We start from the raw sequence: 23,783 nt of genomic DNA on the forward strand, positions 1-23,783 counted from the left end.
TCCTTAGGTTTCACGGTGGTTCTATCTGCTGGTTTGTGGAGGTGCCCCGTGCTGGGTCCCGTGATTCTTGCCGCGTCGCGCAGCGACCGGATGCGACGCCTGATCTCGGCGGCCCCGGTGACCAAGCAGGTCGTCGACCGGTTCATCCCGGGCGAGACCGTCGACGAGATCGTGCCGATCATCGACGACCTCACCGGCAAGGGCCTGGAGCTGACGATGGACGTCGTCGGCGAGGACATCACCCGTCCTGAGCAGGCCGAAGCCGCCCGGGACGCGTACCTGGCGCTGATCGACCGGATCAAGGACCTCGAGCTCGGCGAGCGCGTCGAGATGTCCGTCAAGCTGTCCATGTTCGGGCAAGCGCTGGACGGCGGACACGAGCTGGCCCTGGCGAACGTCCGCCCGGTCGTCGAGGCCGCCGCCGCCATCGGTACGACGGTCACGCTCGACGCCGAGGACCACACCACCCTCGACTCGATGTTCGCCATCCACGAGGAGCTGCGCCGGGACTTCCCGCAGACCGGCTGTGTCATCCAGGCCTACCTCTTCCGCACGGAGGGCGACGCCCGCCGCCTCGCGCAGAGCGGCAGCCGCGTACGGCTGGTCAAGGGCGCCTACAAGGAGCCCGCCGAGGTCGCCTACCAGCAGAAACACGAGATCGACAAGGCGTACGTGCGGATCCTGAGGGTTCTGATGGAGGGCACCGGGTATCCGATGATCGGGTCCCACGACCCACGCCTGATCTCCATCGCCCAGGAACTCGCGCGGCGCGCCGGGCGCAAGCCGGACGAGTACGAGTTCCAGATGCTGTACGGGATCAGGAGCGACGAGCACCTGCGGCTGGCCGCCGAGGGCCACCGCATGCGCGTCTACACGGCCTACGGCACCGACTGGTACGGCTACTTCATGAGGCGGCTCGCGGAGAAGCCGGCGAACCTGCGCTTCTTCCTGCGGAGCATGATCAGCAAGGGCTGAGTCCCGACACAACGGCTCGAAACACCCGCTCAAGTTCAAGGAGTTACGGATCTCATGGACGCTGTGACCCAGGTCCCCACCCCCGTCAACGAGCCGGTGCACGGCTACGCCCCCGGCTCTCCCGAGCGCGCCCGCCTCGAGGTCAAGCTCAAGGAGCTCGCCGAGAACCCGATCGACCTGCCCTGCACCATCGGCGGCGAGAAGCGGATGGGCGGCGGTGAGCGGTTCGACGTCGTGCAGCCGCACAACCACAAGGCCCGCCTCGGCACCTACGGCAACGCCACCCAGCAGGACGCCCAGGACGCCATCGACGCGGCCCTCGCCGCCGCGCCGGCCTGGCGTGCGATGTCCTTCGACGACCGTGCCGCGATCATCCTGCGCGCGGCCGAGCTGCTGGCCGGCCCGTGGCGCGAGACGCTGGCCGCCTCCACCATGCTCGGCCAGTCCAAGACCGCCCAGCAGGCCGAGATCGACACCCCTTGCGAGTTGGTCGACTTCTGGCGCTTCAACGTCAAGTACGCCCGTGACCTGCTCGCCGAGCAGCCCCCGGCGAACTCCCCGGGCGTCTGGAACCGCCTCGACCACCGCCCGCTGGAGGGCTTCGTCTACGCGATCACGCCCTTCAACTTCACGGCGATCGCGGGCAACCTGCCCACCGCGCCCGCGCTGATGGGCAACGTCGTCGTCTGGAAGCCGTCCCCGACCCAGACCCACGCCGCCGTGCTGCTCATGCAGCTGCTGGAGGAGGCGGGGCTCCCCAAGGGCGTCATCAACCTCGTCACCGGCGACGGCATCGAGGTCTCCAAGGTCGCCCTGGAGCACCGCGACCTCGCCGGCATCCACTTCACCGGCTCGACCAAGACCTTCCAGTACCTGTGGAAGACGGTCGGCAACAACATCGAGAAGTACCGCTCCTACCCGCGCATCGTCGGCGAGACCGGCGGCAAGGACTTCGTCGTCGCCCACCCGAGCGCCGACGCGGCGGTGCTGAAGACGGCCCTCACCCGCGGTGCCTTCGAGTACCAGGGCCAGAAGTGCTCGGCGACCTCCCGGGCGTACATCCCGGCGTCGATCTGGAACTCCGGATTCAAGGAGGAGTTCGCGGCCGAGGTCGACTACATCACCATGGGTGACGTCACCGACCTGTCCAACTTCATCGGCGCCGTCATCGACGAGCGCGCCTTCGCCAAGAGCAAGGCCGCGATCGACCGCGCCAAGTCCGACTCCTCCTGCACGATCGTCGCGGGCGGCTCCTACGACGACTCGGTCGGCTACTTCGTCCGCCCGACCGTCATCGAGTGCAGCGACCCGGAGAACGAGGTCTTCACGACCGAGTACTTCGGCCCGATCCTCGCCGTGCACGTCTACGAGGACGACAAGTACGAGGAGATGCTGGAGCAGATGGAGTCGGTGTCCGCGTACGCGCTGACCGGCTCGGTCATCTCGGCCGACCGCGCGGCGGCGGCGTACACGATGGAGAAGCTGCGCTACGCGGCCGGCAACTTCTACATCAACGACAAGTCGACCGGCGCCGTCGTCGGCCAGCAGCCCTTCGGCGGCGGCCGCGCCTCCGGCACCAACGACAAGGCCGGCGCCCCGCAGAACCTGATGCGCTGGACGCTGACCCGCGCCATCAAGGAGACGCTGGTTCCGCCGACCGACTACACCTACCCGCACATGGGCTGACCGGCCGACTGGGCTGATTTCGGTCAACTCACGGCAAAGGGCCGGGTCCTGAGCTTCGCGCTCGACCCGGCCCTTCGTGCTACTCGGCGATCTCCGTCCGCTCCCACCACTCGTACACGGGCAGCGTGCCCTCGGGCGTCTCCTCCTGCCGCGAGGTCGGCCGGAAGTGCTCGTACCCGCCGCGGAGCTTGATCTTCACATCCGGGCCGGGGGACGGGGTCGGGACGATCCGTTCGGGCAGATCGTCCGGGCCGCCTTCGAGGAACACCTTCGCCGTGTCGTTCATGACCACACCGTTCCCCTTGTCGTAGGCGTCCGTCCCGTGCCGCGCGCAGGATCAGCCGAGTGGGCGATTCCCGACGGCCGCCCGGCGGCGGCGCCGATACTGGGCGGATGACCACGACCGCATCCGCCCGAACGCCGCGCACCTCCCACACCGCCGACCTCACCCCCGCCGAACTGCGCGCGATCCGCGCCCTGTTGGACGAGGCCTTCGACGGCGACTTCTCCGACGAGGACTGGGACCACGGCCTCGGCGGCATGCACGCCCTCGTCCACGACGACGCGGGGCGGCTCCTCGCGCACGGGTCGGTGGTCATGCGGCGCGTGCGGCACCGGGACCGGTGGCTGCGGGTCGGGTACGTGGAGGCGGTCGCCGTACGCCCGGACGCGCGCCGCACCGGGCTGGGCGGTCGCGTGATGGCGGAGCTGGAGCGGGTGATCGACCGGGCCTACGACGCGGGGATGCTGTCCGCGAGCGACGAGGGGGCCGCCCTGTACGCCGCCCGGGGCTGGGAGGTGTGGAGCGGGCGGGTCTGCGCACTGGGCCCCGAGGGTGTGGTGCGGCTGCCGGACGAGGAGGGGAGCACGTTCGTGCGGCCCGCTCTCGCCGGTCCGCTCGACCCGGCCTTCGAGCTGGTCTTCGACTGGCGGGACGGGGATGTGCTCTGACGGGGCGAGGGAACGGGGTGAGGGTATAAGCGCAGGTCAGTGGCGTGTGACCCACTCCACCGTCTCAGATAGTAGGAAGTCCGAGTAATTGTGGAGACAGATGCCCCGTCCTGGCTTAGCTTTGTAGAAGCCGAACGTCTCGCTCGATCAAGCGAATGGCGGTCGTGAGCCGGGCCCCGTGCAGGCAACCCCTGCGGCACCGCTCCCCGCCCCATCCGGCGTCTCGTAACCCCTTTGTGCACTCAGGGATTTCAGTGTTGTGCACTCCAGGATTCAGAAGGAGTCGATTCCTCATGGCCGAGACGACCGCCCGCCGTCGAGTCCGTCACATCTCCCGGACGACCGAGTCCGACCGCAAGAACGCCGCGGCCGCCCTCCAGCGCGCCCTCGACCGCCGTGACAACGGCGGCTCGACCGGCCACTGAGCCGCCGCGCGTCACCCCACGCGTCACCCCCAGGAGCCGGGAGCCGCACCCGCCGGGGTGCGGCGCGGACTCACGCTCCGCGCCGCACCTCGAAATGGTCGATGCGCTCCCCGCTCTGCGCCAGCGCCGACACCTTGAGCCTCGGTGCCGTACCGCTCTCCGCCTCCACCTTGAGGAAGGAGAAGCCCCGGTAGCGCACCCGCGACCACTCCACGGTCTCCGCCTTCGAGGCCCGCGACTTCGCCCACTCGAAGGTGTCGACGGAGTCGTGATCGCGCACATGGCCCTCGTAGCTCTCCTTCACGCCCGCCGGGAAGCCGTACAGCTCCTTGCCGCCGCCGCCCGCGGTGACGTACACGGTCCCGTCCCGCGTCGGGTCGGTCGACGCGCCGATCGGCACCCGCCGTCCCACCGCGCCGTCCTTGATGGCGTCGGTGCGCTCGTAGACGTGGTTGTGCCCGTTGATCACCAGGTCCACCTGGTGCTTGGCGAACAGCGGCAGCCACTCGTCGCGCACCCCGCCGTCGGAGGCGTGCGACGAGGTCGAGTACGCGCAGTGGTGGAAGAAGACGACGACGAAGTCCACCGACGAGTCCGCCCTCAGCGCGGCCAGCCTGTCGTCCAGCCATGCCGTCTGCTTGCCGCCCGTGTAGCCGAAGTTGGCGGGGATCTCGTACGACACGTCGTTGGCGTCCAGCGCCACGAAGCCGACGTTGCCGTACGTGAACGCGTACACGCCCGGTGCCCTGCGCGGGTCGAAGCCGCTGTCCGGCAGGGACCAGCGGGCGAGCTGGCCGCCGTAGCCCTCGGGGGAGTACCACGCCTCCATGTCGTGGTTGCCGGTCGTCACCATCCACGGCACCGACCGCGCGACCTCCTCGTTCTGCTTGAGGAACAGGTCCCAGAAGGCGGGGTCGTAACCGTCCGACTCCTCACCCCGGCCCTTCACGTTGGCGTAGCAGATGTCGCCCGCGTGGAGATGGAAGGCGGGCTCCTGGCGCAGCAGGATGTGGTCGTTGGCGGCCGCGGCCTTGCTGACGCCCTGGTCGCCGAAGGCGGTGAAGACGAACTTCTCCGGCCGCGACGGCGCCGTGCGGAACGACGCGATCGTCGCGCGGTGCGCCGCCGAGGCGGGGTCGAAGCCGTCGTGGCCGACGCCGTAGTAGTACGTGGTGCCGGGCAGGAGGCCGTCCACAGCCGCGTGCACGTAGTACTGGTCCAGGGCCGCGCGGACGCCCGTGACCCCCGGCGTGTGCAGATCGCGCACCTCGGCCTCGATCCTGCGGCCCAGGTCGTCGGGCCGGGTCCCGATCCGGACGTACGGCTTCCGCACCGCGACCGGGACCTGCCAGGAGACCCGCATCTGTGTCTTCGGGTCGGCGCCGAAGGCGAGATGGCGGCCGAAGGGGGCGACGGCCGAGCCCGGCACCTTCGCGAGGCCGGACGGGGACGCCGAAGCGGAGGCCGTCGCACCGGACGTGCCCGAGCCGGGCCCCGACTCCGAACCCGCGCAACCCGTCAACAGCCCACCCGCCGCCACGGCGCCCGCGGTCACCAGTGTGCGGCGCCGGGTCAGCTTCGTGCGCAGGTACTCATGCTGTTCCGCCATGCTCATACGGCGGGCGAGCTGCGGGGGGATGCCGAAGTCCGGGATGTCCATGGTGGGAAAGTTCCCAGCGGCGACCAACACCCGCCATACATACGGGTGAACGCCAGTCGAAGCGCAAACGCCGTCCCCCATCCGGCTGTCCGCATCCCGGACACGGCATGTCATCCCATGGGACGAGGAGTAGGGTGCCGACATGTCTCGCAGCCTCAATCTCGCAGTGATTCCCGGTGACGGCATCGGCCAGGAGGTCGTGGCCGAAGGCCTGAAGGTCCTCTCCGCCGTCCTCCCGCAGGATGTGAAGCTGGAGACCAAGGAGTACGACTTCGGCGCCCGGCGCTACCACGCCACCGGTGAGACCCTCACCGACGCCGACCTCGACGCCCTCAAGCAGCACGACGCCATCCTGCTCGGCGCGATCGGCGACCCGGGCGTCCCCTCAGGCGTCCTGGAGCGCGGCTTCCTGCTCAAGCTCCGCTTCGCGTTCGACCACCACGTCAACCTGCGTCCGTCGAAGCTCCTTCCGGGTGTCGCCACGCCGCTCGCCGGTGAGCCGAGCATCGACTTCGTCGTCGTCCGCGAGGGCACCGAGGGCCCGTACACCGGCAACGGCGGCACCATCCGCAAGGGCACCGAGCACGAGGTCGCCACCGAGGTCTCCGTCAACACCGCCTTCGGTGTCGAGCGCGTGGTCCGCGACGCCTTCGCCCGTGCGCAGGCCCGCCCGCGCAAGAAGCTGGCGCTGATCCACAAGAACAACGTGCTGACCTTCGCGGGTCACCTGTGGACCAACATCTTCAACAAGGTGGCCGAGGAGTTCCCCGAGGTCACCACCGAGTACATGCACGTCGACGCGGCGACCATCTACCTGGTCACCCAGCCGGAGCGCTTCGACGTCATCGTCACCGACAACCTCTTCGGCGACATCATCACCGACCTCGCCGCGGCCGTCTCCGGCGGCATCGGCGTCGCCGCGAGCGGCAACATCAACCCGTCCGGCGAGTTCCCGTCGATGTTCGAGCCGGTCCACGGTTCCGCGCCCGACATCGCCGGCCAGGGCAAGGCCGACCCCACCGCCACGGTCCTGTCCGTCGCCCTGCTCCTGCGCCACCTCGGCTACGAGGCGGAGGCCGCCCGTATCGAGGACGCGGTCTCGGCCGACCTCGGCGAGCGCGCCGGCAAGCCCGCCCGCAGCACGTCGGAGATCGGCGACGCGCTGGCCGTACGAGTAGCCGGCTGACCTGCCGCGCTACTCGAACTCCTTTCGAAGCCGTCGGGTCACATCGCACCCGGCGGCTTCCCCATGTCCGCCGCCGGGTGACACCATCAGCCCCTGGGTCGCGATTCACGCCGATCACGCCGTACCGGCCGATTTCTTCCGCGGCACCCGCTTGCGATAATCGAACGCGGAGCCGCGGAATGAAGGAATGCTCGGACGTCCTAGCACTGGCCACTGGCCGTACTGGCGTGAGCGCGGCCCGCCACAATCAGAACCGGTGAAGGACATCCACTCATGACGACGCCCACGATCGAGCTCAAGCCCTCCGCCAGCCCGCTCGCCGCCGCCGAGCGCGAGGCGATACTGGCCAACCCGGGGTTCGGCCGCCACTTCACCGACCACATGGTGACGATCAAGTGGACCGAGGGCCGGGGCTGGCACGACGGCGAGCTCGTGCCGTACGCGCCGATCTCCCTCGACCCGGCCACGATGGTCCTGCACTACGCGCAGGAGATCTTCGAGGGCCTGAAGGCCTACCGCCAGCCCGACGGCACCGTCGCCACCTTCCGCCCCGAGAAGAACGCCCTGCGCTTCCAGGCCTCCGCCCGCCGGCTCGGCATGCCGGAGCTGCCGGTCGAGACGTTCATCGAGGCGTGCGACGTGCTGGTCAAGCAGGACGAGGCCTGGGTCCCGGCGCACGGCGGCGAGGAGTCCCTCTACCTGCGTCCGTTCATGTTCGCGACCGAGGTCGGCCTGGGCGTGAAGCCCGCCAGTGAGTACCTCTTCATGGTCATCGCCTCCCCGGCCGGCGCCTACTTCCCCGGCGGCGTAAAGCCGGTGTCCATCTGGGTCTCCGAGGACCACGTCCGCGCCGTGCCGGGCGGCATGGGCGACGCGAAGACGGGCGGCAACTACGCCGCCTCCCTGCTGGCCCAGGCCGAGGCCGCGGCCGAGGGCTGTGCCCAGGTGTGCTACCTCGACGCGGTCGAGCGCAAGTGGGTCGAGGAACTCGGCGGGATGAACCTGTACTTCGTGTACGGCGACAAGATCATCACGCCCTCCCTCACCGGCTCCATCCTGGAGGGCGTCACCCGGGACTCGCTCCTCACCGTCGCCCGTGACCTCGGCTACGAGGCCGAGGAGGGCCGTGTCTCCGTCGACCAGTGGCAGCGCGACTCCGAGAACGGCACCCTGACGGAGGTCTTCGCCTGCGGTACGGCCGCCGTCATCACGCCGGTCGGCACCGTGAAGCGCACGGGCGCCGAGTGGCGGCAGGGCGACGGGGAGCCCGGCGAGGTCACGATGAACCTCCGCCAGGCTCTCCTGGACGTCCAGCGGGGCAAGTCCGAGGACAAGCACGGCTGGATGCACAAGCTGGGCTAATGGTCGGCCGGGACCGACAGGGCCGCCGCGGACTCCGCGTCCGTGGCGGCCCTTTCGCTTGCCGGTGCGGAGTCACCGACCGTCAGCAGCACGTACGCCAGTCCGCCCACCAGCCCCGACAGCAGGAAGCTGCAGTCCACCCCACCGGTCAGGCTCAGCAGCGGACCCTCGTACGACGGCAGCGCGACCGCGAGCACGCCCACCGTCGCCCCCAGCGCCCAGGCGACCGTCGCCGGGACGTTCCAGCCGCCCCGGTACCAGTAGATCCCGCCCCGCGCCCGTCGGTTGAACACCTGGAGGGCATCCGCGTCGTACACCCCGCGGCACCGTGCGAAGCCGATCAGGGTGATGACGGCCCACGGCGTGCCGATCGCCGTCAGCAGCAGTACGAAGGACGTCATCGCGTCCTGCGCGGACGAGTAGTAGTGGCCGATGAACACGCAGGCCGTGGCGATCACCGCGACCGTGTACGTGGCCGTCGCCCGGGACGCGCGCGGCACGATGGCGTCCAGGTCGAGGCCCATGGAGTAGAGCATCAGGCCGGCGTTGCCGACCGAACCCGCCGAGGCGGCCAGCAGGAGCGGGACCAGGTACCAGGCCGGGGACGCGGTGACGAGCGGCCCGGCGTAGTCGAGGGCGGCCCGGGCCGCGTACGAGGTGAAGGTGCCGAACAGCTGCGGGACCAGCAGTCCCAGCAGCAGGCCGAGCCAGGTCGCGTGCAGCACCCGGCGTGAGGAGTGGCGGGCCGGGGAGATGTAGCGGGTGTAGTCGCCGAGCAGGGTGATGAAGGCGATCGGGCCTGACAGGCCCGCCGCGACCGTCGCCAGCAGCCACGTCGGCCAGAAGCCGCCCAGCAGATAGCCGCCCGTCTCCGGCAGTGCGGTCGTCGTGAAGTGCGGGGCGTAGGCGATCACGCCGAGGACCAGCAGGGCCGTCATGCCGATCGCGAGGACGCGGGACATGGCGAGCAGCACCCGGTAGCCGTACACCGCGCCCGCGACGGTCGCCGCGGCCAGCAGTGCGTACACGACGCCGTACGACACCCCGCTCGCCGGCAGTCCGAACAGCCGGCCCAGCACACCCACCATCACATCGCCGCCGATCCACACGGTCAGGGCCGTGTAGCCGAGGGCGAGCAGCAGGCCGACGACCGAGCCGACCAGGCGGCCGCGCACGCCGAACTGGGCGCCCGAGGACGTGGACAGGTTCGTCGCCGTGCGCAGGGAGATCAGGGCCAGCGGGGCGGTGAGGGCCGTGCCGGCCACCGTGCCCACCACGATCGAGCTCACCGACGCCCACCAGTCCAGGCCGAAGGACGGGGGCAGCCAGCCGAAGATGATCACGCCCAGACAGAGGTTCGAGCCCAGGAGGATCGAGACGAGATCCCGTGGGCCGCTCGTGCGTTCCTCCTCGGGGATGGTGTCGACTCCGCGCTGTTCCATCGGCATAGGTGTCTCCCTCGACTACCTCGGTTTGAGTGACGTTCAATCTGAGATGCTTGAGGTCTGCTGTCAACCTTTCGGTCAGCGGAATCTCAGGTTTAGAGTGATGCTCTAAAGTCGGGTCGGACAAGGAGGTGCCGAGTAGTGAGACTGACTCCCACGGAACGTGACCGGCTGCTGCTCTTCGGAGCCGCCGAACTGGCCCGGGCGCGCAGAGCCCGCGGGCTGCGGCTGAACGTCCCGGAGGCGACCGCGATCGTCGCGGACACCGTGTGCGAGGCCGCCCGGGACGGGGCCCGGCTCGCCGAGGCGATCGAGCGCGCCCGACGTGTGCTCGGACCGGACGACGTGCTTCCGGGGGTGGCGGACATCGTCACCGAGGTGCATGTCGAGGCGGTCTTCGACGACGGCTCACGGCTCGCGGTCGTTTCCGACCCCATCGGGGGCGGCGGGCAGGGCGCGCGGGCTCCCGGCGCGCTGCTGCCGGGGCCGGAGCACGCCGAGCCCGAGGCGGTCGTACGGCTCACGGTGACGAACACCGCGACCGTGCCCGTATCCGTCACCTCCCACTTCCACTTCTTCGAGGCCAACCCGCGCCTCGACTTCGACCGAGGGGCGGCCTACGGCATGCGGCTCGCCGTCCCCGCCGGATCCTCCGTGCGGTTCGGGCCGGGAGAGAGCGTCGGGGTCGGGCTGGTCCCGATCGGGGGCGAGCGGATCGCGATCGGGTTCGCGGGGCTCGTCGACGGGCCGCTGGACGCGCCCGGCGCCCGCGAGGAGGCACTGCGCCGCGCCGCCGCCTGCGGCTACCTCGGCGTATCGGAAGCACCTGGTGGCGTATCGCAAGCACCTGATCAGGAGGTCCACCGATGAGCCGCCCAGGAGGCCACCCCGCCGAGGCCCGCCGCCTCACCCCGTACGAGTACGCCGCCACCCACGGCCCCCGCGCCGGGGACCGCGTCCGGCTCGGCGACTCCGGGCTGACGATCCGCGTCGAGTCCGACTCCCAGCGCCACGGCGACGAGTTCCTCGCCGGGTTCGGCAAGACCGCCCGGGACGGGCTGCACCTCAAGGCCGCCGCCGTCCGGGAGACCTGCGACGTCGTCGTCAGCAATGTGGTGGTGATCGACGCGGCGCTGGGGATCCGGAAGGTCTCCATCGGGATCCGGGAGGGGCGGATCTGCTCGATCGGGCGGGCCGGGAATCCCGACACCCTCGACGGGGTCGACGTCGTGGTCGGCACGGGCACGTCCATCGTGTCCGGCGAGGGGCTCATCGCCACCGCCGGGGCCGTCGACACGCATGTCCATCTGCTGTCGCCGCGCGTCATGGAGGCGTCACTGGCCTCGGGCGTGACCACGATCATCGGGCAGGAGTTCGGGCCGGTGTGGGGCGTCGGCGTCAACTCGCCGTGGGCGCTGCGGCACGCGTTCAACGCGTTCGACGCCTGGCCGGTCAACATCGGCTTCCTCGGCCGGGGGTCGTCCTCGCATGAAGCACCCTTGATCGAGGCGCTCGCCGAGGGCGGCGCGTCAGGCTTCAAGGTGCACGAGGACATGGGCGCCCACACCCGGGCCCTGGACACGGCACTTCGCGTCGCCGAGGAACACGACGTCCAAGTCGCCCTGCACAGCGACGGGTTGAACGAGTGCCTGTCCGTCGAGGACACCCTCCGCGTCCTGGAGGGCCGCACCATCCACGCCTTCCACATCGAGGGCTGCGGTGGCGGACACGTCCCGAACGTGCTGAAGATGGCCGGCGTCCCGAACGTCATCGGCTCCTCCACCAACCCCACCCTGCCCTTCGGCCGGGACGCCGTCGCCGAGCACTACGGCATGATCGTCTCCGTCCATGACCTCAAGACCGACCTGCCCGGCGACGCCGCCATGGCCCGCGACCGCATCCGCGCCGGGACGATGGGCGCCGAGGACGTGCTGCACGACCTGGGCGCGATCGGCATCACCTCGTCCGACGCGCAGGGCATGGGGCGGGCCGGCGAGACGGTCCGCCGTACGTTCGCGATGGCCGGGAAGATGAAGGCCGCGTTCGGGGCCCCGGACGGCGACCACGACAACGAGCGCGTCCTGCGCTACATGGCCAAGCTGACCATCAACCCCGCCATCGCCCACGGACTCTCGCACGAGGTCGGGTCGCTGGAGGTCGGCAAGCTCGCCGACATCGTGCTGTGGCGGCCGGAGTACTTCGGGGCCAAGCCGCAGCTGGTGCTCAAGGCCGGGTTCCCGGCGTACGGCGTGGTGGGCGACCCGAACGCCGCGACCGACACCTGCGAACCCCTCGTCCTGGGCCCGCAGTTCGGGGCGTACGGTGCCACGCCCGCCGACATCTCGGTCGCCTTCGTCGCGCAGGCCGCCGCCGATCAGGGGGGCGACACGATGCCGACCCGGCGCCGCAGGGTCGCCGTGCGCGGCACGCGCGGCATCGGACCGGCCGACCTGCGGCTCAACTCCCGTACGGGAGCCGTCGACGTCGACCAGCGCACCGGACTCGTCACGCTCGACGGCGAGCCCCTGCGCTCCGAGCCCGCCGAGTCGGTCTCCCTCAACCGCCTGTATTTCCTTTAAATGTCACAGCCTGTGAGGATCACTCATGTCCGCAGCCGCCGACGGCTTCCGCATGCCCGCCGAATGGACCCCGCACGAGCGCACCTGGATGGCGTGGCCGGGGCCGAACGTGACCTTCGAGGACCCCGAGGACCTCACTGCCTCCCGCGTGGCCTGGGCGTCGGTCGCCCGTGCCGTCCGCCGCTTCGAACCCGTGACGGTGGTGTGCGGCCCGGGACAGTCCGAGGAGGCCCGGACGCTGCTCGGACCGGGTGTGGAGACCGTCGAACGAGAGCTCGACGACGCGTGGATGCGGGACATCGGACCCACCTTCCTGACCAACGGCAGGGGTGAACTCGCCGCCGTCGACTGGACGTTCAACGGCTGGGGCGCCCAGGACTGGGCCCGCTGGGAGCACGACGCGAAGATCGCCGCGTACGTCTCCGACCTGGCGGGCTCGACCAGGACGTACGCCTCGGACCTCGTCAACGAGGGCGGGGCGATCCATGTCGACGGCGAGGGCACGGTCCTGCTCACCGAGACCGTGCAGCTCGGCCCGGAGCGCAACCCGCACTGGACCCGGGAGGAGGTGGAGGCCGAGATCCACGCCATGCTCGGCACCCGCAAGGCGATCTGGCTGCCGCGCGGCCTCACCGGCGACTACCCCCCGTACGGCTTCGGCACCCTCGGCCATGTCGACATCGTGGCCGCCTTCGCCCGGCCCGGTGTGGTCGTGGCCCATGTGCAGCCGGACCCCGCGCACCCCGACCACGAGGTGACCAAGGAGGTCGTAGGCCTGCTGAAGTCGCAGACGGACGCGCGCGGCCGCCGCCTGGAGGTCGTCGAGGTGCCCGCGCCGACCGTCCTGGAGGCCGACGGGCACTGGGCCGACTACTCCTACATCAACCACTACCTCTGCAACGGCGGCGTCGTGCTGTGCGGCTTCGACGACCCGCGCGACGAGATCGCGGCCGGGATCTTCCGGCGGCTGTTCCCGGAGCGGACGGTGACACTGGTCGACGCGCGGACCGTCTTCGCCGGCGGGGGCGGCATCCACTGCATCACCCAGCAGCAGCCGAAGGCAGTGGTCAGGTAGAACGTACGGGTGAACGTACTGCTCTGCGCCACCTGCGGAACCCGGCTGACCGAGCCGGTCCGGCAGCTCGACGAGCTGCCCGAGTACCCCGGCTGGGACGGGCTCCCGGGCCCGGACGGTCGACGGCACGGCCCGCCGAGCGTGCCGCGCGGAAGGTACGTCGTCGACCCGCATCCCTTCGGGGCGCCGTTCGAGCCGGTCGGTCCCGACGAGGAGTACGACGGGATCGTGCCCGGCGGCATGTGGATGTCCGACGAGCGGGGCTTCCTGGTCTCCGCCGGCCCGCGCGGCACGTACGTCCTGCACCCGGACGACGTCGTGGACATCGCCCCGCACGGCGACACCCACCGCCTCATCGGCTGCTGCGGTCCGGACGGCCGGGCCGGGGTCAACCACGTCTGTGCCTGCGGGGCCGAGGTGGCGATCGTCGCCGCCGACTGCACCAGCGGTTACGAGACCCGGCTGGTCCCGGACGCCGTCCGCCTGGAGGCCGTCGCGTGACCCCCGCCCGCCGCCGCACCCCCGCCCCGCCCCGCGAGGACGTCCTCGCCGCCGCCATGGAGATGATCGCCGAGCGCGGTCTGGAGAAGCTCACCATGGCGGCGCTCGGCCGTGAGGTCGGCATGAGCAGCGGCCACCTCCTCTACTACTTCCACTCCAAGGACGAACTGCTGCTGCGGACCCTGGAGTGGAGCGAGGGCAGGCTGGGCGCCGAGCGCGGCAGGCTGCTGACCCGGAGCGCACCCGCGCGCGAACGGCTCGACGCCTACGTCGACCTGTACGTCCCCGACGGCCACCGCGATCCGCACTGGACGCTGTGGCTGGAGGTCTGGAACCGCTCGCAGAACGCCGACGACGGTGCCCGGGAACGGCAGGCGGCCATCGAGGGCGCCTGGCACCGGGACCTGGTGGCGCTGCTGGCGGAGGGGGTGTCGAGGGGCGAGTTCCGGACCGTCGACCCGGACCGTTTCGCCGCCCGGCTGCGGGCGCTGCTGGACGGCTTCTCCATCCATGTCGCGATCGGGCTGCGCGGCACGGACCGGACGGGGATCCTGCGCCACGTACGGGAGTTCCTCGACGACAGCCTCCTCGCGGACAACTGAGCGCACGTCCAGGTTGTACGCAATACGATGGATTGACCCTATAGCGCACGGTGCGTTTGTCTCTGGGGAGGCCCTCGGCGCGGGCCGGGGGGCAAGCGTCCACGGGGGCCACAGGGGGGAACATGTCCACAGCCGCACGGGTGTCCGGCGTCTCCTCGGCGGCGGCGCTGCTGCTCGCGCTCACCGCACCGACCGCGGCCGCCGCGCCGCCCACACCCCGCGTCGAGCGGGTCAGCACCGCCGCCGACGGCACCCAGGCGGACGGGCCGTCGGACAGCGCCGCCATCAGTGCCGACGGCAGATACGTGGCGTTCACCTCCACCGCGGCGAGCTTCGGCTGCGCGCACTTCTTCGACTGCCTGCGGGTGAAGGACGTCGGCACCGGCGAGGTCACCGCGATAGAACTCGGCAGCGGCTACGCCTACAGCTCGCCGGTGCTGAGTGCCGACGGCAGCCGGGTCGCCTACTCCGCCGGCACCCGCTTCAAGGCCCCGTACCTGTACGACCGCGCCACGGGCCGTTCGGAGCGGCTGTGGCCCGACAATCCGCCCGGCTCCAACGAGTTGGGCGCCGTTCAGTCCCTGAGCCCGGACGGCACGCACGTCGCGTACACCATCGGCAACCGCAACGGACCGCAGGGCACCCGGTTGCTGTACGTCCGCGACACCGCCACCGGCAACGACGAGCTGATCTCGCCGGCCGAGGAGGGGCCGAAACGCGGGGCCTCGGTGAGCGGCGACGGCCGGCGGGTCGCGTACCAGGTCGAGGGGACCGAGGACGACGCGTACGACGTCTTCGTCAAGGACCGGGTGACGGGGGAGCGGACCCAGGTCGACGCGGGCCTCGGCCAGGGCAACCTGGTCCGCATCACGGCGGACGGCCGCCGTGTCCTGTTCACCGCCCAGGGCGGCCTGTACGTGTACGACGTCCGTACCGGCGCCGCGCGGCGGGTGGCCGACGGGAGCACCTCCTCGGCCACGGCGGACGGCCGGTACGCCGTCGTCTCAGCTGCGGAGGGCAACAGGGTGCGCGACCTGAGGACGGGGGCGAGGGGAGCCGCCCTCCCGCCGACCGCCCAGGTGACGCCGGACGCGCTGGCCGCCCAGGGGCGTGCGTTGGCCTTCAGCGCGAGGGAGTCCCATCTGGTGCCGGGCGACACCAATGGTGAGGCGGACGTGTTCGTCTTCTCGGGCGAGCTCCGGGCGAACCCGCGGCCCATGCCGTCCGCCACCGAGCGGATCAGCATGACGAGGGACGGGCTGGAGCGGTCAGGGGCGTCGTACGACCCGGTGATGGGGGAGGACAAGGTCGTCGCCTTCACCTCCGAGGGCACCGGCGATCCGAGGGACACCGACGTGTTCGTCACCGCGTCCGGCGGCGTCTCCCAGGTCGACTCCACCGCCCAGGGCCCCTCGCACGAGGCCACGCCCTGCCACAGCGGGCGCATGGTCGGCTACGTGGCCCCGCGGGAATCCGACGGTGCCCCGCAGGTCCACCTCCGCAACCGCGCGGTCGGCAGGCTGACCGGCCTCGGCTCCTACCAGGGCGTCCGCTTCACCTGGATGGGACAGCCGGTCGTGGACCCCAGCTGCTCCTGGGTCACCTACGCCGCCACACTCCCCGCCACCGACACCGACCCGGATCCGCACCCCCGCGTCTACCGCTTCAAGTTCAACGGCGGAACCACCGACGTGGTCAGCGTGCCCACGGGCGAGGCGGCGGGCAACCCGTCCATCAGCCACGACGGGCGGTACATCGCCTTCGAACAGGGTGGCGGCATCCACGTCCGCGACCTGGACACCGGTGCCTCGCAGGAGGCCGCGGCGCACGCGTCGGCACCCTCCCTCAGCGCGGACGGCCGCAAGGTCGCCTTCCAGCAGGGCCCGGACATCCTTGTCCGTGACCTCGACGCCGGGACCACGACCCGGGTCAAGGGCGCCCAGCCCTCGCTCTCCGCGAGCGGCACGCACCTCGCCCACACCTCGCGAGGTGCCGTACACCTGCTCGAACTCGCCACCGGAGAACGGCAGTTGATCAGCGTCGACCGCTGGGGCGGCCGCAACGACCTGCCGGCCCGGCACCCGTCCGTCAACGCCGACGGCACCGTCGTCGCCTTCGAGTCGGCGTCACCCGATCTGGTGGAGGGAGACACCAACGAGGTGTCGGACGTCTTCCTGAGGACAGCTCAATGACAACGACCGACCACGGGGGAACAACCATGCACAGGACCAAGCGGCGTGCCGCACTCACCGCCACCGCCGTCGCGATCGCGGTGGCGCTGACCGGAACCTCGGCGGGCGCCGCACCGCAGGGCCCGTCCACCGAGCGGATCACGCTCTCGGCCACGGGCGAACAGGGAACAGGTGGCGCAGGAGGCCCCATCCTCAGCGCGAACGGCCGCTACGCCGCGTTCCAGTCCGAGGCACCCGACCTCGTGCCCGGCGACACCAACGGCGTGGAGGACACCTTCGTACGCGACCTGCGCACCGGCCGGGTGGAGCGGATCAGTGTGGCCTCCGACGGCACCCAGGCCGACAGCGGCACCAGGCCCGCGGCCATCAGCGCCAACGGCCGGTACGTCGTCCTGGTCTCGACCGCCGACAACCTCAGGGAGTGGCCCGCGCCGAAGGAGTACTGGGCCCAGGACGTCTACGTCCACGACCGCGTCACCGGCCGCACCCACTGGGTCAGCACGACACCGGACGGCGGCTCCGCCTACGCGCACGGCGCCGCGGAGATCTCCGACGACGGCCGGCACGTCGCCTTCAACGCCAGGCCGAACCGGATGGAGGCCGGCCGGACGGTCGTCTACCCGGCTGTGTACGTCACCGACCGCCGCACCGGCACTGTCGAGCGCGTAACCAACGGCGACCACCCGAGCCGCGGCTCCTACCACCTGGACATGAGCGCGGACGGCCGCTTCGTGGCGTACACGCAGAACGAACCGCGCGGCGGGGGCGGCGCGCTGCTGGTCCACGACCGCCGCACCGGCGCCGAGGAACAGGTCAACGTCACACCGCAGGGCACGCCCGGCCAGTACTACGCCCTGGACCCCTCGCTCTCGGCGGACGGCCGCCACATCGCCTTCACCTACCGGGGCGAGGATCTGGTGGCGGACGGCGCCGCGGTCAACACCGGCACCTATGTACGCGATCTGCGCACCGACACCACCCGCGGCATCGTCCACGACGGCACGGGCGGCCCCGCGGTCATCTCCGGTCCGGAGATCAGCCGCGACGGCCGCTACGTCGCCTACGGGTTCCGGGCTGCGCAGGGCCACGACAACATCTACGTACGGGACCTGCGCACCGGCACCTCCACCCTGGCGAGCGAGTCCGTCACCGGGGGCCCCGTCACCGACGAGGACGTCTACGCCACCTCGTTCGGCGGCGGCAAGCTCCTCGGTCTCGGCTCCGCCTCCGCCCAGTTGGTCTCCGGCGACACGAACGGCGTGAGCGACGGCTTCGTCCGCCGCCTGCGGTGATCAGCACAGTGCTCGCATCCTGAGACGGACGGTGAGCACGGGGGCGACTTGTGCCAGACTGCCCCCGTGCTCTCGTTCGCCATGATTATTGGCAGCAGGCGCGCCGGTCCGCAGTGACCGCCACGTACGACCAGGTACGGGCGGACACCGTCGTCCTCGACCCGCGCGCAGACCTCTCGCACCCGCGAGAGGTTTTTCTGTTTCCCGGCCCACCCGCAGCCGGGCAGAGAGCGTGAGGGACCATAGGTGGGGGCGGTGGAACCGGTCATTCCGGTAGACCGAGATCCATACATCAGGAGCCTTACGACCATGACGGTAACCAGCGAGCTCGACGATTCGTTCCACGTCTTCGACACCACCCTGCGCGACGGCGCCCAGCGGGAGGGCATCAACCTCACCGTCGCCGACAAGCTGGCCATCGCCCGTCACCTGGACGAGTTCGGCGTGGGCTTCATCGAGGGCGGCTGGCCCGGCGCCAACCCGCGCGACACCGAGTTCTTCGCCCGCGCCCAGCAGGAGATCGACTTCCGGCACGCCCAGCTGGTCGCGTTCGGCTCCACCCGCCGGGCGGGCGGCAACGCGTCCGAGGACCCGCAGGTCAAGGCCCTCCTGGACTCCGGCGCCCCGGTGATCACCCTGGTCGCGAAGTCCCACGACCGCCATGTCGAACTGGCCCTGCGCACCACCCTCGACGAGAACCTGGCCATGGTCCAGGACACCGTCTCCTACCTGCGCTCGCAGGGCCGCCGCGTCTTCGTCGACTGCGAGCACTTCTTCGACGGCTACCGCGCCAACCCCGAGTACGCGAAGTCCGTCGTCCGTGCGGCGTCGGAGGCCGGCGCCGACGTGGTCATCCTCTGCGACACCAACGGCGGCATGCTCCCCGCCCAGGTCCAGGCGGTCGTATCGACCGTCCTCGCGGACACCGGCGCCCGGCTCGGCATCCACGCCCAGGACGACACGGGCTGCGCGGTGGCGAACACGCTGGCCGCCGTGGACGCGGGCGCGACCCACGTCCAGTGCACGGCCAACGGCTACGGCGAGCGGGTCGGCAACGCCAACCTCTTCCCGGTCGTCGCGGCCCTGGAGTTGAAGTACGGCAAGAAGGTGCTGCCCGAGGGCCACCTGCGCGAGATGACCCGCATCTCGCACGCCATCGCCGAGGTCGTCAACCTCACCCCCTCCACCCACCAGCCGTACGTCGGCGTCTCCGCCTTCGCGCACAAGGCCGGCCTGCACGCCTCCGCGATCAAGGTCGACCCGGACCTGTACCAGCACATCGACCCCGAGCTGGTCGGCAACACCATGCGCATGCTGGTCTCCGACATGGCGGGCCGCGCCTCCGTCGAGCTCAAGGGCAAGGAGCTCGGCATCGACCTGGGCGGCGACCGCGAGTTGGTCGGCCGGGTCGTGGAGCGGGTCAAGGAACGCGAGCTCAAGGGCTACACCTACGAGGCGGCGGACGCGTCGTTCGAGCTGCTGCTGAGGGCGGAGGTCGAGGGCAAGCCCCTCAGCTACTTCCAGGTCGAGTCCTGGCGCGCGATCGTCGAGGACCGCCCCGACGGCACCCACGCCAACGAGGCCACGGTCAAGCTGTGGGCCAAGAGCGAGCGCATCGTCGCCACGGCGGAGGGCAACGGCCCGGTCAACGCCCTCGACCGCGCCCTGCGCGTCGCGCTGGAGAAGATCTACCCCCAGCTCGCCAAGCTGGACCTGGTCGACTACAAGGTCCGCATCCTGGAGGGCGTGCACGGCACCCAGTCCACGACCCGTGTCCTGATCTCCACGTCCGACGGGACGGGGGAGTGGTCCACGGTCGGCGTCGCCGACAACGTCATCGCCGCGTCGTGGCAGGCGCTGGAGGACGCGTACACGTACGGGCTGCTGCGGGCGGGTGTGACGCCCGCCGAATAGCCGTCCTCAGCACGAGTCCTCGGCGAGCTCCTCGAACTCGCCGGGACTCATGGCCCGGCCGTCGGCCCGGACCTGGCCGGGGCGCAGGGCGGCCAGCTCTTCGGCGGTGAAGGTGACCTCGCCGACGTAGTCCACCAAGTCCTCGCTCTCGTACGTCGTGAACTCCAGGTGGTACGAGCCCCCGGACAGCAGTCTCCGGGGGCCGACCGTCTCCGGGTGCCAGGAGGCGGGCGGGGCGAAGAGGGGGAACGTGGTGTCGCCGAGTGCTTTCAGAGGCTGAGTCTCCCAGCCGTTCGCGGTCGGGTGGCCTCGTTTCCTGCGGCCGTCCCGCCGTTCGCTCGGGTAGGCGCGGAGGCGCACGTCGGCCGACTGGTCGTCGTCGCACGGACGGACCCGGGCCATCGGGCGACCGTCCTCGTCGAGCCAGGCGGCCGCCAGTGACAGGTGCGCCGGACTGCAACCGCCGAGCAGCAGCCCCCCGAAGGTCACACCGGCCGCCGCGAGCCCCATACGTCTCATGCCCCGCCCCACCGCCCTTGTTGGCCGTCGTGTTCACGACATCACCGGCGGACGCGTTGCACGACCACCGTTGTGCACCGGTCCCGTTGCAGTCGTACAACTGCCGAGAGGCGTGCGAGGCGCGACGTGAGTAAATGACGGCTTCGTCTACGCGTCAAGGGGTCACGTGTTCAGAAACTGAAGCGACAACTTCCCTGATCCGGACAGGTGTTGAGTGCACACCGGTTCTGACGTGAAGTCTTGACGCCAACCGACGCTCCCAGTTAACTCACGGCGTGAGCTAAGTCGTCAGTGGACTCTGAGACTCGAGGGACGTTCCATGCGAAGAACCGCCCTGCTCGCCTCCGCCGTACTCCTCACCGCCCTGCTCCCGCTCACCACCGCCGCCCCCGCGTCCGGCGCCGACGACCCCGCCCCGGTCCCGGTCGACCGCTTCGAGGGCGAGGTCCCCTTCGCGAACCCGCCCGCCGAGGGCGTCTTCACCTGGGGCAGTGACAACGACGACCCGCCCGCCCTCCGGCTGGCCGCTCGCGACGACGCCCCCGAGGGCGAGCGGGTCCTCTCCGGCACATACGACATCAGCGGCTACGGCGGCTTCAGCCACACCTACGCCCACGCCGAACCCGCCCACGACTGGTCCGCCCACAAGGGCGTCCGCTTCTGGTGGGACGGTCGGAACAACGGCAAGAAGATCGCCTTCGAACTCAAGGACGGCGGCACCAACGGCGAGGCCTCCGAGCTGTGGACGACCTCCTTCACCGACGACTTCAGCGGCTGGAAACAGATCGAACTGCCATTCACCGACTTCACCTACCGCACGGACTACCAGCCCGTCGGCGGCATCGACCACATCCTCGGCCTGACCGAGACCTGGGGATACGCCGTCACCCTCCCGGTGGGTACCAAGGGCGAGTTCGCCATGGACGGCGTCGAGTTGTACGGCAAGGCCGACCAGTCGCGGACGGCCTCCGTCCTCACCGACTCCGCCGTCATCCCCACCGACGAGGGCGGCACGGCGACCGCACGGCTCACCGTGGCCACGACCGGCTCCGCCCCCATCGCCGAACCCGTCACCGTCACCTACGAGACCACGGGCGGCACCGCCGACCCCGGCACGGACTACACCCCGGTCACGGGCACCGTCACCTTCCCCGCGGGCACGGCCTCCGGCACCACCCGCGAGATCCGCGTCCCCACCCTCGGGGACAGGTCCGCCGAGCCCGCCGAGACGATCCCGCTGAAGCTGACCGTCACCGGCGCCAAGGCCCCTGCCGAGACCCCGCAGATCGTCGTGGACGCGCACGGACTGCCGTACCTCGACAGCGGGTTGCCGGTGAAGAAGCGCGTCGCCGACCTCCTGTCGCGCATGTCCCTGGCGGAGAAGGCCGGCCAGATGACCCAGGCCGAGCGCGGCGCCCTGTCGAACCCGGGTGACATCGCCGCGTACGACCTCGGCTCGGTCCTGTCCGGCGGCGGCTCCACCCCGACGCCCAACACCGCCGAGGCCTGGGCCAGGATGATCGACGGGTTCCAGCTGCGGGCGCAGGCGACCCGCTTCCAGATCCCCCTCATCTACGGCGTCGACGCGGTGCACGGCCACAACAACCTGGTCGGCGCCACGATCATGCCGCACAACATCGGACTGGGCGCGACCCGCGATCCGGCGCTGGCCCGGCGGGCCGGCGCGGTGACGGCCGCCGAGACCCGGGCCACCGGCATCCCCTGGGACTTCGCGCCCTGTCTGTGCGTGACGCGGGACGACCGCTGGGGACGGGCGTACGAGTCCTTCGGCGAGGACCCCGCCCTCGTCGACTCCATGGCGACGGTCATCCAGGGACTGCAGGGCGCCGCGAACGGCAAGGACCTGAAGGACGCCGACAAGGTCCTCGCCACCGCCAAGCACTTCGTCGGCGACGGCGGCACCGAGTACGGCTCCTCCACCACCGGCACGTACACCATCGACCAGGGCGTCACCAAGGTCACCCGGCAGCAACTGGAGGCCGTCCACCTGGCGCCGTACGAGACGGCCGTCGACCGCGGCGTCGGCACGGTCATGCCCTCGTACTCCTCGCTCGACCTCGTCGGCGACGGCCAGGGACCGGTCAAGATGCACGCCCGCGCCGACATGATCAACGGCGTGCTCAAGGACCGCATGGGCTTCGACGGCTTCGTCATCAGCGACTGGAACGGCATCGACCAGATCCCCGGCGACTACGCCTCCGACATCCGTACGTCGGTCAACGCCGGCCTCGACATGATCATGGCCCCGTACGCCTTCCGGGACTTCCACACCACGCTCGTGAAGGAGGTCGAGGCCGGCCGGATCAGCGAGCGGCGGATCGACGACGCCGTATCGCGCATCCTCACGCAGAAGTTCCGCCTCGGGCTCTTCGAGAAGCCGTACGCCGACACCAGCGGCGCCTCGAAGATCGGCTCGGCCGAACACCGGGCCGTGGCGCGGCGGGCGGTGGCCGAGTCCCAGGTGCTGCTGAAGAACGCCGGCGGCGCCCTGCCGCTGAAGAAGTCGCAGAACGTCTACGTCGCCGGATCCAACGCCGACGACATCGGCAATCAGAGCGGCGGCTGGACGATCACCTGGCAGGGCTCGTCCGGGGACATCACCCCCGGTACGACGATCCTGGAGGCGATGCGGAAGAACTCCGCGCGGCTGACCTACTCCAAGGACGCCTCCGCGCCCCTGACCGGCTACGACGTCGGCGTGGTCGTCGTCGGCGAGACACCGTACGCCGAGGGTGCCGGCGACGTCGGCAACGGCCACGACCTGCGGCTGAGCGCAGCCGACCAGGCCGCCGTCGACAAGGTGTGCGGCGCCATGACGTGCGCGGTGCTGATCGTCTCCGGGCGGCCGCAGATCGTCGACGACGAGACGCTGGCCGGGATCGACGCGCTGGTCGCCTCCTGGCTGCCCGGCACGGAGGGCGACGGCGTGGCGGACGTCCTCTACGGCAGGCGGCCCTTCACCGGGCAGCTCCCCGTCACCTGGCCGAAGTCGGAGGCCCAGCTGCCGATCAACGTCGGGGACGCGTCGTACGACCCGAGGTTCCCGTACGGCTGGGGCCTGACCACGCTGACCAAGGTGCCCGGGGGCGGCGCCGCGACCCTCAAGGCGCTCGGCATCGCGGCCGCGGCCGCCGAGAAGGCCGGGGCTGAGGCGGTCGGCCGGGCGCTGGTGACCAAGGCGCGGCTGATCGTCCAGCAGCGGGCCGGCGCGGAGATGGCCGAGGCGGTGGCCGAGCCTTTCGCGGAGGCGGACCATCTGCTGCTCACGGGCCGGTACGGCGCCGCGGTGGAGAAGCTGAGCGCGGCCTACCGGGCGTCCTGATCCGCCGTACGGCGGCGGGCCGTCCGCAGGGCGCCGGTCCTGGTGGGAATCGGGCCACCGTGACCGGCGCCTTCGC

Annotated in this window: 19 protein-coding genes; 15 read left to right on the top strand and 4 right to left on the bottom strand. The window is 70.9% G+C overall.

The annotated features are described in order from the left end of the window. Positions 1–48: 48 nt before the first annotated feature. Positions 49–975: a proline dehydrogenase family protein gene (locus ACIBAG_RS29370; protein WP_399109068.1), complete on the top strand. Its 927-nt coding sequence runs from the start codon at positions 49–51 to the stop codon at positions 973–975. A 54-nt stretch (positions 976–1,029) separates the two neighbouring features. Further along, a complete protein-coding gene (pruA, locus tag ACIBAG_RS29375; protein WP_399109070.1) occupies positions 1,030–2,661 on the top strand; it encodes an L-glutamate gamma-semialdehyde dehydrogenase in 1,632 nt (543 codons plus the stop codon). A gap of 79 nt (positions 2,662–2,740) precedes the next feature. Here pruA and ACIBAG_RS29380 read toward each other — a convergent pair whose 3' ends face one another. Then, positions 2,741–2,947: a DUF5988 family protein gene (locus ACIBAG_RS29380; RefSeq protein WP_399109072.1), complete on the bottom strand. Its 207-nt coding sequence runs from the start codon at positions 2,945–2,947 to the stop codon at positions 2,741–2,743. Positions 2,948–3,054: 107 nt separating this feature from the next. Here ACIBAG_RS29380 and ACIBAG_RS29385 point away from each other — a divergent pair, with 107 nt between their 5' ends. Next, a complete protein-coding gene (locus ACIBAG_RS29385; RefSeq protein WP_399109074.1) occupies positions 3,055–3,612 on the top strand; it encodes a GNAT family N-acetyltransferase in 558 nt (185 codons plus the stop codon). A gap of 293 nt (positions 3,613–3,905) precedes the next feature. Continuing rightward, complete coding sequence (locus tag ACIBAG_RS29390) at positions 3,906–4,037, top strand: hypothetical protein (RefSeq protein ID WP_284060057.1); 132 nt, start codon at positions 3,906–3,908, stop codon at positions 4,035–4,037. Between the two features lie 70 nt (positions 4,038–4,107). Here ACIBAG_RS29390 and ACIBAG_RS29395 read toward each other — a convergent pair whose 3' ends face one another. Then, positions 4,108–5,697 carry a purple acid phosphatase family protein gene (locus tag ACIBAG_RS29395; protein ID WP_399109076.1) on the bottom strand — a complete coding sequence of 530 codons (1,590 nt, stop codon included), beginning with the start codon at positions 5,695–5,697 and terminating at the stop codon, positions 4,108–4,110. Positions 5,698–5,839: 142 nt separating this feature from the next. Between ACIBAG_RS29395 and ACIBAG_RS29400 the strand changes: the two genes are divergently transcribed. Together ACIBAG_RS29400 and ACIBAG_RS29405 are read left to right on the top strand one after the other, a co-directional pair. Next, positions 5,840–6,883, top strand: coding sequence for a 3-isopropylmalate dehydrogenase (locus ACIBAG_RS29400; protein WP_399109078.1), 1,044 nt, complete (start codon positions 5,840–5,842; stop codon positions 6,881–6,883). A 273-nt stretch (positions 6,884–7,156) separates the two neighbouring features. Then, positions 7,157–8,245 carry a branched-chain amino acid aminotransferase gene (locus ACIBAG_RS29405; protein ID WP_399109080.1) on the top strand — a complete coding sequence of 363 codons (1,089 nt, stop codon included), beginning with the start codon at positions 7,157–7,159 and terminating at the stop codon, positions 8,243–8,245. Here ACIBAG_RS29405 and ACIBAG_RS29410 read toward each other — a convergent pair. Next, positions 8,242–9,693, bottom strand: a complete 1,452-nt coding sequence (locus tag ACIBAG_RS29410; RefSeq protein WP_399109082.1) for a cytosine permease — start codon at positions 9,691–9,693, stop codon at positions 8,242–8,244. The genes ACIBAG_RS29405 and ACIBAG_RS29410 overlap by 4 nt on opposite strands. 138 nt (positions 9,694–9,831) lie before the next feature. Here ACIBAG_RS29410 and ureA point away from each other — a divergent pair, with 138 nt between their 5' ends. The 8 genes from ureA (at position 9,832) to cimA (ending at position 19,845) form a co-directional block, all read left to right on the top strand. Then, a complete protein-coding gene (gene ureA, locus ACIBAG_RS29415) occupies positions 9,832–10,560 on the top strand; it encodes an urease subunit gamma (protein ID WP_399109083.1) in 729 nt (242 codons plus the stop codon). Further along, positions 10,557–12,269, top strand: a complete 1,713-nt coding sequence (locus ACIBAG_RS29420; RefSeq protein ID WP_399109085.1) for an urease subunit alpha — start codon at positions 10,557–10,559, stop codon at positions 12,267–12,269. Before ureA ends, ACIBAG_RS29420 begins: the two co-directional genes overlap by 4 nt. A gap of 25 nt (positions 12,270–12,294) precedes the next feature. After that, the gene (locus ACIBAG_RS29425) at positions 12,295–13,344 is read left to right on the top strand and encodes an agmatine/peptidylarginine deiminase (protein WP_399109086.1); all 1,050 of its coding nucleotides are present in this window, start codon (positions 12,295–12,297) and stop codon (positions 13,342–13,344) included. Positions 13,345–13,353: 9 nt separating this feature from the next. Further along, positions 13,354–13,845 carry a hypothetical protein gene (locus ACIBAG_RS29430; protein ID WP_399109088.1) on the top strand — a complete coding sequence of 164 codons (492 nt, stop codon included), beginning with the start codon at positions 13,354–13,356 and terminating at the stop codon, positions 13,843–13,845. A gap of 56 nt (positions 13,846–13,901) precedes the next feature. Further along, the gene (locus ACIBAG_RS29435; RefSeq protein ID WP_399109419.1) at positions 13,902–14,447 is read left to right on the top strand and encodes a TetR/AcrR family transcriptional regulator; all 546 of its coding nucleotides are present in this window, start codon (positions 13,902–13,904) and stop codon (positions 14,445–14,447) included. 122 nt (positions 14,448–14,569) lie between these two features. Next, positions 14,570–16,639, top strand: a complete 2,070-nt coding sequence (locus ACIBAG_RS29440; protein ID WP_399109089.1) for a hypothetical protein — start codon at positions 14,570–14,572, stop codon at positions 16,637–16,639. A gap of 26 nt (positions 16,640–16,665) precedes the next feature. Continuing rightward, positions 16,666–17,931, top strand: coding sequence for a hypothetical protein (locus tag ACIBAG_RS29445; RefSeq protein WP_399109091.1), 1,266 nt, complete (start codon positions 16,666–16,668; stop codon positions 17,929–17,931). Between the two features lie 309 nt (positions 17,932–18,240). After that, a complete protein-coding gene (gene cimA, locus ACIBAG_RS29450; protein ID WP_399109093.1) occupies positions 18,241–19,845 on the top strand; it encodes a citramalate synthase in 1,605 nt (534 codons plus the stop codon). A 6-nt stretch (positions 19,846–19,851) separates the two neighbouring features. On the opposite strand, the gene ACIBAG_RS29455 is transcribed toward cimA, so the two are convergent. After that, on the bottom strand, positions 19,852–20,364 hold the full coding sequence (locus tag ACIBAG_RS29455; RefSeq protein WP_399109094.1) for a hypothetical protein: 513 nt from the start codon (positions 20,362–20,364) through the stop codon (positions 19,852–19,854). A 319-nt stretch (positions 20,365–20,683) separates the two neighbouring features. On the opposite strand from ACIBAG_RS29455, the gene ACIBAG_RS29460 reads away from it, so the two are divergent. Next, positions 20,684–23,707: a glycoside hydrolase family 3 protein gene (locus ACIBAG_RS29460; protein WP_399109096.1), complete on the top strand. Its 3,024-nt coding sequence runs from the start codon at positions 20,684–20,686 to the stop codon at positions 23,705–23,707. Positions 23,708–23,783: the final 76 nt, after the last annotated feature.

This window comes from Streptomyces sp. NPDC051243 (assembly GCF_044455405.1).
GTDB lineage: Bacteria > Actinomycetota > Actinomycetes > Streptomycetales > Streptomycetaceae > Streptomyces.